Here is a 14,109-nt window from a genome sequence, read left to right as displayed (position 1 = left end):
TCGGCTTTCCGACACAATCATGGCTCTTCCCGGGTTATCGTCCCGCGGACATGCACGCCTACGTCTATAAAAGCCAACTCAAGCCGGACACCTACGTCTACGTTCCCCGTCGCGATGATTTCAGCGCGCTGCCTGCGCCGCTGCTCACCTCGCTGGGTGCGCTCACCTTCGTCCTGGACGTGGCCCTGGATGCCCAGCGCCGCCTGGCCCAGGCCGATCCGGAAAAGGTCCGCAGCGAAATGAGCGAGCGCGGGTTCTACCTGCAGGTGCCGCCATCGGTGGCCAGCCTGATGCCGCGCCACTATGACTGACACGTCCCGTCCGCGCGCCCTGTCGATCGCCTTCGCCGTCGGTGCCGTGCTGGCGCTGGGCGCCGCTGTGGGCGGCGTTCCAGGCGCCATCCTTGCGGCACTGGCGCAGCCGGCGTTCGCGCTGGGTGTGTCGTGGTGGCGTCGCAGCCGAGCGCTGCTGCCGCTGAAGATCGTCGCGCGCCAGGACCTGCCGGCGCTGCTGGCGTTGTGGACGGCGGCGCCGCTGTTGCTGGCGCTGCTGCTGGCCTGGCCGCTGGCGGCGCTGCGTGACAGCGGCAGCCTGGCCGCGGTGCTGGGCCTGAGCGTGCTGGTCAGTGCCGGCCTGCTGGCGGCCTGGCGCACCTGGCCGCTGTGGAACGATGTCGAACGCCTGGACGGCAATCTCGCCCAGCATTGGCAGGCGCTGGCCGGACGCGATCTGACCGCCTGGCGCGGTCTCGGTGTCGCCGCGCTGGTGATCGCGCTGGCCGCGCTGGTGGTGCTGCCGGCCTGGCCGGGCCTGTTGCCGGAAGGCGCGCGCTGGCCCGCCGCGCTGGCGGTGGTGCTGCTGTCTCCCGTGCTGCACCTGCTGCTGCAGCGGGTGGCGCCGGCACCCTTGGTGTCGCTGCGCGCGAGCCCGTTGGCCAGCGCCGGCAACGAGCACGAACCGATGTTCGCAGCTGCGGCCGAAACCGCGCCGCTGGAGGCGATGGCGCCGCAGGAGCTGACCCCGGCCCTGTATGAAGCCGCCCGCCATGGCCGCATCGACCGGGGCCTGCAGTTGCTGCAGGCCGGTGCCGATCCGTATGCGCTGCCGGACCCGAACTGGCGCGACCAGCGCAGCCTGGCGGTGCTGGCGGCGGTGCTGCCGGACCTGCGCCTGCTGCGCGAACTGATCGCCCGCGGCGTCGATGTGAATGCGCCGCACCGGGGCATGACCCCGCTGCTGGCCGCCACCCGCGACAGCTGGCACGGCCGCCCCGAAGCGGTGATGACCCTGCTCGCCAACGGTGCCGATTCGCGTGCCATCGACAGCGATGGCAACACCCCGCTGCACCATGCGGCGCGCAGTTCCGACCCGGGCGTGGCCGCGCTGCTGCGCGATGCCGCCGCCGAAGTCGACGCGCTGAACAACGAGGGCTGGTCGCCGCTGGCCGTGGCCTGCCAGGTCGGCAACTGGCGCCTGGCCCGCTTCCTGCTCGAACGCGGTGCGCGCAGCGAACCGGCCGAAGGCACCCCGGTGTTGCTGGCCGCGGCCGCCACCGAAGACGACGATCCGGCCGGCGTGCAGCTGCTGCTCAAGCACAAGGCGCGGGCTGACGCGCGTGATCGCCAGCGCCGCAGCGCGCTGCATGAGGCCGCACTGGCTGGCCACGTCGAGATCATCGGCGTGCTGCTGGGTGCCGGTGCCAATCTGGAAGCGCGCGATGCGCTGGGCCGTACGCCGTGGCTGGAAGCGGCCCGTGCCGGCCGCGCTGCCGTGGTCGAGCATCTGCTGCCGCACAAGCCGGATCTGGTTGCGGTGGACGGCGAAGGCCGCAATGCGGTGCAGCTGGCGGCGATGGCCGAGGATGTCTCGCCATTGCTGATCAAGCGCCTGGTCGAGCTGGGCATCGCCGCCGATGCCACCGATCCGGTTGGCCGCCGTGCGGTGGACTACGCCGCCGAAGCCGGTCGCTGGGCGATTGTGGCCCTGCTGGACCCGTCCTATCCGTTGCCGGCCGCCGTCAGTGATGGCCTGGCCGAGCGCGGCGAAGCCGCCAGCGCCAGTGGCCTGCTGCCGGACCGTCCGCCGCTGACCCTGCTGCGCGAAGCGCTGGGCTTCGGCAACACCGATGGCATGGCCGCGCTGGCCAAGCTGTGCCAGCCGGAAGAGCTGGGCGGGCTGCTGCTCGATCCGGAACTGGCACTGGAGCCGCGTGCGGTCGATTGGCTGCTGGGCCACGGCGCCGATCCCTACGTGCGTGACGCCTGCTCCGACACGCCGATGTTCGCGCTGCTGTCGCGCGGCATCGATGCGGTGCCGGCGCTGCAGGTCATGCTGCAGCGCGGCCTGTCGCCGGCCGGCCGCGGTGGCCTGGCGCGCTTCCTTGCCGCCTGCGCGCAGCACGATCAGGCCGCCCGTGGCCTGGAACAGCTGGCGCTGGAACTGCTGGAACGTGGTGCCGATCCGTTCGCGGCCTCGCCGGCGGGTGACCCGCCGTTGTCGCTGGCAGTGCGCCTGGGCTGGCTGCGCCTGCAGCAGGCCCTGCTCAAGGCCGGTGTCGATCGTGAAGCGCGTGACAGCCATGGCATGACCGCATTGCATCTGGCCACCGCATTGGCCCGCGAAGGCGCGCTGAAGCTGCTGGTGCAGCACGGTGCCTCGCCGGAAGCACGTGCCGCCGACGGCCAGACGCCGCTGGGCGTGGCGCTGTCGATCGGTCGCCGTGACCTGGCCGACTGGCTCGACTGGCGGGTGTGGCCGTTGCCGCGCCGCACCCTGCGCGAGGCCGATCTGCCGGCCGCTGCGATGGCCGGTGACGTCGATGCGGTGCGCCGCCTGATCGATCTGGGATTTGCCGTCGACGCAGTCGACGCACAGGGCTGCACCGCGCTGCTGCGTGCGGCCGGTGGTGGCCATCTGGCAGTAACCGACCTGCTGCTGGCACGCGGCGCCGATCCGCAGCACGCCGCTGCCAGTGGCGCGACGCCGCTGTCGGCGGCGGTCAGCATGCGCCAGGTGGATATCGTGTCGGCCCTGCTCGATGCCGGCGCCAAGCTGGAACACCGCCTGCCGGGTGGGGTGACCGTGCTGATGCTGGCCTCGGCGCTGGGCCTGCCGGACATCGTTGCGCGCCTGCTCACTGCCGGTGCCGACGTGCATGCCGGTGACGCGCAGCAGCTGGGCCCGCTGCACTGTGCCGCGCTGTACGGTTTCAGTGCCCGCGACCGCTCGCGCCTGCTGGCCCTGCTCGACACCCTGCTGCTGGCCGGTGCCGAACCGGACCAGGCCGCTGCCGGTTCGGTCACGCCGCTGCTGCTGCTGCTGGGTGCGCGTGCCGAGCCGGGTACCGCCTGCGACGAGCAGGTGGTGATGGCGGCGGTGGAACGCCTGCTGGATGAGGACGTGAGCCTGGACGTGCGTGATCCGCGCGGTTTCGGCCCGCTGCACCTGGCCGCGCTGCATGGTCTGCCGCTGCTGGTGCAGCGCCTGCTGCGCGCCGGTGCCGATCCGGAAGTGCGCGACAGCCTCAACCGCAGCCCGCGCGAGATCGCGGTGATGCGGGGCTTCATCGACGTGGCCGGCGAGTTCGAGCCGCGCGTGCCTGGCGTCTCGTCGATGGCGCGGTTCCTGCGCGACAACGGCTGATCGGGACCCAGTAGATCCACGCCATGCGTGGATGATCGTGTCCGGAATCCAAAGCATCCACGCATGGCGTGGATCTACTGCCGGAATCCGCAGTGGGTAGTGCCGGCCGCTGGCCGGCAACCTCATGAAACCACCGGAATTTCGAGGCTGCCGGCCAGCGGCCGGCACTACCGCAATCTGTGGTGGGTGCCGACCGTTGGTCGGCACGCCTACTTGCCGTCGCTTTCCGCGTCGGCCTCGAACAGGTGCATCAGGTCGTTGCGTGCATCGCGCGAGGTCTGGATCACCGCAGCCTCGTCGTCGTACACCAGGTACTGGTCGCGCAGCAGCTGCTCGTCGTGCTCACGGAAGCGCTGCACGTGGCGTTCAGCCACTTCAGGTGCAACACCCAATGCAGTCAGCACGCGCCCGCTCATTTCCAGGCTGGTGCCGAACACTTCGCGGAACGGCTCAGCCGACATGTCCATCAGGCGCCACGCATGTTGGCGGTTGCGTGCGCGCGCCAGCACCTTCGCGTCCGGGTACAACCGGCGCACCATGCGCACCGCGCGCAGGTTGGTCTCCGGGTCGTCCACGGTGATCACGAACACATCGATGTGCTCGCCGCCGGCCGCGCGCAGCATCTCCGGCCGGGTCGGGTCGCCGTAGTACAGCTGGTTGCCGAAGCGGCGCAGGTCGGCCACGGTATCGGGGTTCGCTTCCAGTGCCACGAACGGCACCTTCTGCGCGGTCAGCAGGCGCGCGATGACCTGGCCGAAGCGGCCCATGCCGGCAATCAGCACCTTCGGCCGGTTGTCCGGCGCCACCTTGTCGGCCTCGGCTGCCTCGCGCGGCGTTGCCTTCTCCTGGCCGAGCAGCTTGAGCAGCGCGATCATCAGCAGTGGCGTGATCGCCATCGACAGGCCGACGATCGCCACCAGGCGGTCATGGTTGGCGTTGCCCAGCAAGTGCGCGCGCTGCGCTTCGTTGAACACCACGAAGGCGAACTCGCCGCCCAGCCACAGCACGCTGCCCAGTAGCAGCGAGTGCCGTGAACTGAGCTTTGCGATGCGCCCGATCACGTACAGCAGGCTGAATTTGACCACCAGCAGGATCGCCACGCCGGCGGCGATCAGCCACGGCTCGGCAACGATGCGGTCGAGGTCGATGCCCATGCCCACCGCAATGAAGAACAGGCCCAGCAGCAGCCCCTTGAACGGCTCGATCTGCGCTTCCAGTTCGTGCCGGAACTCCGAATCGGACAGCAGCACGCCGGCCAGGAACGCGCCCAGGCTGGGGCTGAGGCCGGCCTCCTGCATGAACCAGGCGGTGCCCAGCACCACCAGCAGTGCGGTCGCGGTGAATACTTCCGGGCTGCGGGTACGCGCGATGATGCCGAACACCTTGCGCAGCACCGGTCGCCCGCACAGGATCACCACCGCCAGCGCGCCGAGGGCCACGGCGGCGTCTTCCCAGCGCAGGGTCTCGTTCTTTACCCCGCCCAGCAGCGGGATGGCCGCCAGCAGCGGAATCGCGATCAGGTCCTGGAACAGCAGGATGGCGAACCCGAGCCGGCCATGGTCGCTGTTGATCGCCTTGTGTTCTGACAGCAGCTGCAGGCCGACCGCGGTGGACGACAGCGCCAGTGCCACGCCCACCACCAGTGCGCTCTTCCATTGGAAATGGTCGAGCAGCAGCAGGCCGCCCAGCACCAGCCCGGACAGCGCCACCTGTGCCGCACCGGCACCAAACACCGAGCGCCGCATCACCTTCAGGCGGGCCGGCGACAGTTCCAGACCGATCACGAACAGCAGCATCACCACGCCGATCTCGGCGGCGCCGAGGATGCGGTCGGCGTCCTGCACAAAGCCCAGCCCGTCCGGGCCCAGCACCACACCGGCCGCCAGATAGCCCAGCACCGCGCCGAAGCCGAACTTCTTGAACACCGGCACGGCGATGACCGCCGCCAGCAGCAGCACCAGGGCCAGTTCCAGACCACCGCTATGCATGGGAATACCTGGTCATCGGAGAAGCCCGCGGTGCGTCCGTTCGGGTGGGGGAAGGGGAGGCGAGTGCCACCGCGTCATTATGCGCGCCGACCTGTGTATGCACGAGAACAACTCGCCGGCCGTCGGCGCGGGGTGGCCGGGTTGACCTGCATGGCCCACGGGTCCAGACTGCCCGCCGCTGGCGGCGCGTCCGCCGGCACACGCATCCCGGAGTCCCCAACCCATGTCCAGCGACAGTAGAAGTCGACCTCGTTCGACGCCAGCGATGGCCACCGCCTGACATCGGGACGGTTTGCCTGCGTTGGCGTTGCGCGAGGTCGCACCCCCACAAGGCAAAACCGATGAACCAGAAGCAATTGCTGCGCCCGGCGGCCGATGCCGCCGCACTGGCCGCACCGCTGGCGAACTACAACACCGCCGACGCGGTGGAATTCCTCAATACGCTGGAACTGACCCGCGCCGCGGAAACGCTGGCGGCGCTGCCGTTGCCGCGCGCGGTGAAGATGCTGGAAGCGCCGGAGCTGCACCGCAGTGGCGAACTGGTGGCCGCGCTGCCGCCGGCGCGGGCTGCGGCGCTGCTGGGACTGATGGCCGATGACCGCGCCACCGACATCGTCCACGAGCTGGATGAGGAAGAACGCGCGCGGCTGATACCGCTGCTGGGCACCGACGCCCGCCAGGCCATCCAGAAGCTGCTCAGCTACCCACCGAACACTGCCGGTGCGCTGATGACCACCGAGTACGTGGCGGTGCCTGCCAGCTGGACGGTGGCGCAGACCCTGCAGCACATCCGCCAGGTCGAGCGCACCCGCGAGACGGTGTACGCGATCTACGTGCTGGACCCAGCCAGCCAGCAGCTGCAGCAGGTAGTGACCATGCGCCGGCTGATCACCGGCCTGCCCGAGGAGTCGATCCTGGACGTGGCCCAGGTCAATCCGCCGGTGACGGTGGATGCGCTGATGGACCAGGAAGAAGTAGCACGGCTGATCCGCCGCCACGACCTGCTGGCGATCCCGGTGGTCGACGCGCAGCAGCAGATGCTCGGCATCGTCACCGTGGACGACGTGCTCGATGCGCTGATCGAGGAATCCACCGAGGACGCGCACAAGTTCGGCGGCATGGAGGCACTGGACAAGCCGTACATGCAGATCGGCTTCTTCGAGATGCTGCGCAAACGCGCCGGCTGGCTGAGCGTGCTGTTCCTGGGTGAGATGCTGACCGCCAGCGCGATGCAGCACTACGAGGACGAACTGGCACGCGCGGTGGTACTGACCCTGTTCATCCCGCTGATCATGAGCTCGGGCGGCAACTCCGGCTCGCAGGCTACCTCGCTGCTGATCCGCAGCCTGGCACTGCGCGAACTGCGCCTGCGTGACTGGTGGAAGGTGGCCCTGCGCGAAGTGCCCACCGGCATGGTGCTGGGCGCGATCCTTGGCTGCCTGGCCATCGTGCGCATCGTGATCTGGCAGCTGGGCGGCCTGCACGACTACGGCGAGCACTGGATCCTGCTGGCGATCACCATCGGCGCCGCGCTGGTCGGCATCGTCACCTTCGGCTCGCTGTCCGGCTCGATGCTGCCCTTCATCCTGAAACGGCTCGGCTTCGACCCGGCCAGCGCTTCGGCGCCGTTCGTGGCCACCCTGGTGGACGTGACCGGCCTGGTGATCTACTTCAGCATCGCCGCGATGATCCTGCACGGCACGCTGCTGTAAGCCGGAACCATCGTGCTCCGGTAGGTGCCGACCTTGGTCGGCATGCAGAACAAAAAGGGGACGGAGGGGATTAAGTCGTTTAAGGCACATGAGGCACAAACGACTTAATCCCCTCCGTCCCCTTTTTTGGGTACCGTAGGCGCATGAGTACCTACCACCTGCAGTCCGTGTTCCGTCCGCAGTCGGTCGCGGTGATCGGCGGCAGCCCGCGCGAGCGCTCGGCCGGGCGCGCGGTGATGCGCAACCTGCGTGGCACCGGCTTCCCCGGCAAGGTGGCCTGGATCAACCCGCGGCATGCCGAGATCGATGGCATCCGCACGATCAAGCGGTTGAAGGATCTGGACTGGGTACCGGACCTGGTCGTCATCACCGCACCGGCGGCGATCGTGCCGCAGGTGGTGCGTACCGCCGCCGAACGCGGCGTGCAGGCCGCGATCATCCTCACCGCGCACCTGGGCGAAGGCCCGGGCTCGTTGTCGGAACAGGTGGAAACGGTGGCGCGCAAGCATGGCCTGCGCATCCTTGGCCCGCACTGCCTGGGTGTGATCGCACCACATGCACGGCTCAATGCCAGCATCGCCGCGCACTTCCCGCAGGCCGGTGACCTCGCGCTGATCTCCGAATCCTCGGCGATTGCGGCGGCGCTGGTGGAATGGGGTGTGGCGCGCTCGGTCGGCTTCTCCGCCGTGGTCTCGCTGGGCGACACGATGGACGTCGACTTCGGCGACCTGCTCGATTACTTCGCCACCGACTACCGTACCCGCGCCATCCTGCTCTACGTCGAGCAGATCAAGGATGCGCGCAAGTTCATGTCGGCCGCGCGTGCCGCCGCGCGTGCCAAGCCGGTGGTGGTGGTGAAGTCCGGCCGTGCCGAGCGCGTGCAGCCGGGCAGCCGCGATACCCATGTGCAGGCCCTGGCCCGCGCCGATGATGTGTACGGTGCTGCCTTCAACCGCGCCGGCCTGCTGCGCGTGGGGGCGCTGGACGAGCTGTTCACTGCCGCCGAATCGCTGGGTCGGTTGGGGACGTTCCCCGGTCGCCGCCTGGCCATCCTCAGCAACGGTGGTGGCGTGGGTCGCCTTGCGGTGGACCAGCTGATCGCATTGCGTGGCACGCTGGCCAACCTGTCCGACAGCACCATCGAGAAACTCGACGCGGTGCTGCCGCAGGGCTGGTCGCGCAGCAATCCGGTGGACATCGTGGTCGATGCCGATGGTGACCGCTATGCCGCGGCCATCGAAGCGCTGCTGGCCGACAACGAGAATGATGCGGTGATGGTCGTCAACGTACCGACCGCATTCACGTCATCGGCGGACGCGGCGCAGGCGCTCACCCGCACACTCGGCCTGCGCCCGCGCCATCACCGCGACAAGCCGGTATTCGCGGTGTGGCTGGGCAACGACGACCAGGCCACGGCCACGCTCAACGCGGCACGCGTCCCGACCTACCCGACCGAGGCCGAAGCCGTACGTGGCTTCCAGCACCTGGTGCGCTACCGCGAAGCGCAGAACGCGTTGATGGAAACGCCGCCCAGCCTGCCGCAGGATTTCAGTGTCGACACGGCCGCCGCGCGCGCACTGGTCGATGCCGCGCTGGCCAACGGCCAGCAGTGGCTGGACCCGCTGGCCACCCATGAACTGCTCAAGGCCTATGGCATTCCGTCCGCGCCGGTGATGCATGCGCGCGATGCGCACGAAGCGATGGACCTGGCGCAGCCGCTGCTGGAACGCGGTGCCACGGTCGCACTGAAGATCCTGTCGCCGGACATTCCGCACAAGTCGGAAGTGGATGGCGTGCGCCTGAACCTGTCCACGCTGCCGGCGGTGCAGAGCGCGGCCAACGCGATCCTGTCGCGCGCACGCCAGCTGCGGCCGGATGCACGCATCGATGGCCTGCTGGTACAGCCGACCATCGTCCGCCCGAAGGCGCGCGAACTGATCGTCGGCATCGCCGATGACGCGACGTTCGGTCCGGTGATCGTGGTCGGTCGCGGCGGCACTGCCGTCGAAGTGATCAATGACAAGGCGCTGGCGCTGCCGCCGCTGGACCTGCGCCTGGCCCATGAGCTGATCGGCCAGACCCGCGCCTCGCGCATCCTCAAGGCTTACGGTGACGTGCCGGCGGCTGACGAGCGCGCACTGGCGCTGGCGCTGGTGAAGCTTGCACAACTGGCTGCCGATATCCCCGAGGTGCGCACGCTGGACATCAACCCGCTGCTGGTCGACGGCAAGGGCATCCTCGCCCTCGATGCCCGCGTAGCGGTGGCGCCGTCGCGCATCCTGCACAAGGGCCGCGGCCATCCGCGTTTCTCGGTGTTCCCGTACCCGAAGGAGTGGGAGCGCACCATCGAGCTGTCCGATGGCGGCCGTGCCTTCGTGCGCCCGGTGCGGCCTGAGGACGACGCACTGTTCCGTGCGTTCTTCGCCCGCGTCAGTGACGAGGATCTGCGCCTGCGTTTCTTCCAGTCGGTGAAGCACTTCAGCCACGAGTTCATCGCGCGCCTGACCCAGCTCGATTACGCACGCTCGATCGCGCTGGTGGCGATCGAACCGCGCAGCGGCGAAATGCTGGGCGCGGTACGCCTGCACGCCGATGCCGATTACCACCGTGGCGAGTACGGCATCCTGATCCGTTCGGACCTGAAGGGCCACGGCATCGGCTGGCGGTTGATGGCGATCATGATCGAGTACGCCAAGTGGCTGGGCCTGGACGTGGTCGAAGGCCAGGTGCTGCGCGAGAACAGCACCATGCTGGCGATGTGCCAGAGCCTGGGCTTCAAGACCAGGCTGGATCCAGACGATCCGACGGTGATGATGGTGACCCTGCCGGTGCAGCAGGTCGAGGTGCCGGCACCGGACTTGTAGAGTCGAGCTTGCTCGACTGTCGCCATCGGGAAGCAGTCGAGCAAGCTCGACTCTACGGCCAGGTTAGCGGAGGGGCTCCACCACCACCGCCGTGCCATAGCACAGCACCTCGGTCAGCCCGGTCATCACATCGGTGGCGTCGTAAAGCAAGCTCATGCTGATGATTGCGCTGCTGTCAGTCGTTCTGACGATTGAATACAGACTACAACGATGGCTTGTACCCTGCGCCAGTGACGTCCGAATGGTCCCCTCATGTCGGCGTACCGGGTGCCTGCTGTGTCTCTTGCGTAGGAGTGACTGAATTACCAGAAGGAAAGAAGCGGCTACTGACGCATTTCGCTCTTCAACTCAGCGAAGAAGCAACGCTACCATTGCGCCACTGCGTGGCGGCGACCCTTCGTGACCTTACTGAAAGAAGATGTTTCCCGATGTTGCAGGCATGAGGAAATCTGTGAGGATCCAAGGTATCAACGAAAAGACCTTCGCCAGCTGCGTGTGCTGCCTAGCTATGGTGGCCGCAACTGCAGGCGGTCGGATCTTGCCGTTCTTGTTCATAGGAGCGGTTGTCATTGTGATAGCCAGGCGTGCCGACGTCAGGCGCGAGCGGATTCGGGAAGAGCACGCGTCGAAATGATCACTTTGTAAGGATGCCGCTTGAGCTGCTCCTGCGGCTGATTCCCGCAAGGGCGCCAAGTCCGTACTGGTTTCAATGCGGCAGCTGATGGACCAGAGCAATCGTCATGACTCTTCTCGACGCTTGGCATGGAGTCCGCGCGAGTCATGCAGGGTATCTTGACCTGAGAACGACTGATGAGCCGGTCGAACAGCCGCATCGAATCAATCTCGTGCAGCGCTTACTACATGCCCGGATCGCTCAATGCACATCACTGCTGCAGCAGGCGGGTCCATCTCGTAAAGGAGAATCTCGCGCCGGGTCTGCTTGGGCTTGCCCAGGCCCTGCGCATCCCCAAATGTCAGGCGTATGATGTATTCCACTATGCGACTTAATAGTGTCCCCCAACGCCGAAATCCGTGGCGGGCACTGCTGCACAGTTCGCAGGGAGCTGTTCAGAACATCCCTAGCTCTGGTAAATCATTAGCTGGATCGCGGCGCTTTCGCCCTGCGATCCTTTGAGGGTCGATATGAAGATTACTGATGGATTTGATGGGCGGCATGGCAGGTTCTATTTCATTTCCCTGGTAGCAATGGCGTTTGCCTCAGCGCTGATGCTGGTGGCGGCGCTTCGGGGTGCTGAGCCTTTGCAGGTTCCTCAGGAGGTCGGAGTTTTTGTTACCGCATTTTCGCTGTTGTGTTCGACGGCAAGTTACCTGTTAATAGGGAAAATTAAGTGCTCGTTCCTGCTGCTTGGGATTTCGGCTGCCGTATTTTCTGCCGCTCTATGGTCGTTCGGTGCGCCTTTGTCGTTCGTGCTGCTTTTGGCACTTCCAGCTCTGCTCTTGTTTTTTATTTCAGTTATTTTTCGGGATGAGGTAGATGTGCAGGTCGAGAGGGATGACTAGCGTTCTGTATCTATAGATTGGTTTGTTTCTAGTCCATCGATGACTGATAGCTGTGCGAGATTTGTCGTCCTCATGGCCTGCATCTACGGACGTTCTGAACAACTATTTCGGTAGTACCGTCCGCTGGCCGGCAGCCTGAGAGACAATAGAGGCACACGTTGAGAAGCATCCATGTAGCTGACATTTGGCGATACGCAGGGTCTGGGCAAGTGCAAGCAGACCCGGCGCGAGATTTTCCTTTACGAGATGGACCCGCCTGCTGCAGCAGTGATGCGCATTGAGCGATTCGCGCATGTAGTTGGCGCTGCACGAGATTGATTCGATGCGGCTTTTCGCCCGGGTCAGCGAGCTTGATGCGATCCCGGATGACCAGTTGTTTGCCGGAAGCATTGCCGACAACATCAGCGGCTTCGATAGCGGCTTCGATGAACAGCGCATCGAGGAAACTGCTCGGATGGCAGCCGTGCACGACGATATCGCGGGGCTGCCGATGGCTTATCACGGTCTTATCGGAGACATGGGCAACTCGCTTTCAGGCGGTCAGAAACAGCGCGTGATTCTGGCCCGTGCCCTCTACCGCCGGCCTCGGATTCTGTTTCTGCATGAGGCCGCCAGCCATCTTGATGTCATGCGCGGTCGCTGGCATGGCGCCGCCACCGCACCGGCGCGACAATACCCCCATGACCAACCGTATCCCCCTGTTGCTGCTACCCGGCCTGCTCAACGATGCCGAGCTGTGGCGCTCACAGCTGGCTGACCTGGCCGACATCGCCGATTGCACGGTGGGCGACCAGACCCGCGGCGAAACCCTGCAGGGCGTGACCGAGGACGTGCTGGCGCAGGCGCCGGAGCGCTTTGCGCTGGCCGGTTTCTCGCTGGGCGGTTTCGTCGCCCAGCAGATCCTGCGCATCGCGCCCGAGCGCGTGCTGAAGCTGGCGTTGATCGATACCTCGATCCATGCCGATTCGCCGGAACGTGCCGAGCAGCGCCGCAGCCAACGTGCCAGCGTGCGCTTGCCGGGAAAATTCCACGGCTTCGGTGACGTGCTGATGCGCAGCTACATCGATGCTTCTCGGCTGGATGACTACGTGCTGGTGCAGCGTGTGCGCGACATGACCGCGCGGTTGGGCGCCGAAGTGTTCCTGCGCCAGAGCGCGCTGGAGCGCCGCGATGGCCACGATGTGCTGGCCGGGTACCGCGATCCGCTGCTGATCGTCTGCGGCGCAAACGACCGCATCACGCCGCTGGCGGTGAGCGAGGAGATGCACGCCCTGGTGCCGCACTCGCAGCTGGTGGTGGTGCCCGATTGCGGGCACCTGGCACCGATGGAAAAGCCGGACGAGGTCAGTGCGGCCATGCGTGGGTGGTTGCTGCAAGGCGAGGGATAGCTCTGCCTTTGGTAGGTGCCGACCTTGGTCGGCACGATGTGTCATCGACTGACCAGAGGCCAGTGCCGACCAAGGTCGGCACCTACGATTCCGATACGTAACCCCAGTTGGGATCAATCCCAGGCCGGGGCAATCCCTTCCGGATTCGCGAGGCGATGGCCGCGATCCAGCTTGGCGATCTGCGCCATGTCTTCGTCGGTCAGGCGTACGGCCGCTGCTTCCAGGTTGGCTGCCAGGTTTTCGCGCTTGGTCGACGACGGAATGACCGAGAAGCCCTGCTGCAGCGCCCACGCCAGCGCAACCTGCGCCGGGGTGGCCTGGTGGCGGCCGGCAATGGCCTGGATCACCGGGTCCTTCAGCACTTCGCCATAGGCCAGGCTCATGTAGGCGGTGATGTGGATGCCGTTGTCCTGCAGGAACTTCACCAGCAGGCGGTTCTGCAGGTACGGGTGGATCTCGATCTGGTTGGTGGCGATGGCTTCGGCGCCGAGGATCTCGATCGCCTTGCGGGTCTGCGCGATGGTGAAGTTGGAGATGCCGATCTCGCGGGTCAGCCCCTGCGCCTTGGCCTCGGCCAGTGCCGGCAGGTATTCCTCCATCGGCACGTCGACCTTGTCATTCGGTGACGGCCAGTGGATCAGCGCCAGGTCGACGCGGTCGGTGCGCAGCTTCTCGAGGCTGGTACGCAGGCTGGCCAGCAGCGCATCGCGCTTGAACTCGGTGATCCACACCTTGGTGGTCAAGTACAGATCATCACGCGGCACGCCTGACTCGGCGATGGCCTGGCCGACTTCGGCTTCATTGCCGTAGATCTGCGCGGTATCGATGGCGCGGTAGCCGACCTCCAGTGCGTTGCGCACCGAGTCGATCACGGTCTGGTCTTTGAGGCGGAAGGTGCCGAGACCAAAAGCGGGGACAGTCATGGGAAGCTCCAACGGGGGGAAGGGAGTAGCAGAAGGAAGAGGGTAGGACAGGCACCGTATGCATGCCGGCA

General features: G+C 66.6%; 8 protein-coding genes and 2 pseudogenes. 7 read left to right on the top strand and 3 right to left on the bottom strand.

What is annotated here, in order from left to right; genetic code table 11:
- The first annotated feature begins 50 nt into the window (after nt 1-50).
- Together ACZK13_RS20305 and ACZK13_RS20300 are read left to right on the top strand one after the other, a co-directional pair.
- Nucleotides 51-311, top strand: coding sequence for a YcgL domain-containing protein (locus ACZK13_RS20305; protein ID WP_180837874.1), 261 nt, complete (start codon nt 51-53; stop codon nt 309-311).
- A complete protein-coding gene (locus tag ACZK13_RS20300; protein WP_125893369.1) occupies nt 304-3,642 on the top strand; it encodes an ankyrin repeat domain-containing protein in 3,339 nt (1,112 codons plus the stop codon). Before ACZK13_RS20305 ends, ACZK13_RS20300 begins: the two co-directional genes overlap by 8 nt.
- A gap of 209 nt (nt 3,643-3,851) precedes the next feature.
- Here ACZK13_RS20300 and ACZK13_RS20295 read toward each other — a convergent pair whose 3' ends face one another.
- Entirely contained in the window at nt 3,852-5,630 is a 1,779-nt protein-coding gene (locus ACZK13_RS20295; protein WP_049398672.1) for a monovalent cation:proton antiporter-2 (CPA2) family protein, read from the bottom strand.
- A 341-nt stretch (nt 5,631-5,971) separates the two neighbouring features.
- On the opposite strand from ACZK13_RS20295, the gene mgtE reads away from it, so the two are divergent.
- Both mgtE and ACZK13_RS20285 read left to right on the top strand, forming a co-directional pair.
- Complete coding sequence (gene mgtE, locus ACZK13_RS20290; RefSeq protein ID WP_253143678.1) at nt 5,972-7,342, top strand: magnesium transporter; 1,371 nt, start codon at nt 5,972-5,974, stop codon at nt 7,340-7,342.
- Between the two features lie 143 nt (nt 7,343-7,485).
- Nucleotides 7,486-10,206, top strand: coding sequence for a bifunctional acetate--CoA ligase family protein/GNAT family N-acetyltransferase (locus tag ACZK13_RS20285; protein ID WP_154264788.1), 2,721 nt, complete (start codon nt 7,486-7,488; stop codon nt 10,204-10,206).
- Nucleotides 10,207-10,269: 63 nt separating this feature from the next.
- On the opposite strand, the pseudogene ACZK13_RS20280 reads toward ACZK13_RS20285, so the two are convergent.
- Nucleotides 10,270-10,377, bottom strand: a pseudogene (locus tag ACZK13_RS20280) (YbjQ family protein); the annotation flags it as partial.
- Between the two features lie 972 nt (nt 10,378-11,349).
- Between ACZK13_RS20280 and ACZK13_RS20275 the strand changes: the two are divergent.
- The 3 genes and pseudogenes from ACZK13_RS20275 (at nt 11,350) to ACZK13_RS20265 (ending at nt 13,115) form a co-directional block, all read left to right on the top strand.
- A complete protein-coding gene (locus ACZK13_RS20275) occupies nt 11,350-11,727 on the top strand; it encodes a hypothetical protein (RefSeq protein ID WP_253143679.1) in 378 nt (125 codons plus the stop codon).
- 361 nt (nt 11,728-12,088) lie between these two features.
- Nucleotides 12,089-12,367 (top strand): annotated as a pseudogene (locus ACZK13_RS20270) (ATP-binding cassette domain-containing protein); the annotation flags it as partial.
- Between the two features lie 40 nt (nt 12,368-12,407).
- Entirely contained in the window at nt 12,408-13,115 is a 708-nt protein-coding gene (locus ACZK13_RS20265; RefSeq protein ID WP_134951294.1) for an alpha/beta fold hydrolase, read from the top strand.
- Nucleotides 13,116-13,228: 113 nt separating this feature from the next.
- On the opposite strand, the gene dkgB is transcribed toward ACZK13_RS20265, so the two are convergent.
- On the bottom strand, nt 13,229-14,038 hold the full coding sequence (gene dkgB, locus ACZK13_RS20260) for a 2,5-didehydrogluconate reductase DkgB (RefSeq protein WP_032129158.1): 810 nt from the start codon (nt 14,036-14,038) through the stop codon (nt 13,229-13,231).
- Between the last annotated feature and the right edge of the window lie 71 nt (nt 14,039-14,109).

This window comes from Stenotrophomonas sp. 99219_Sma (assembly GCF_056480785.1).
Note: the sequence above shows the minus strand (reverse complement) of the source record. Positions and strands in the feature narration are given on the sequence as shown.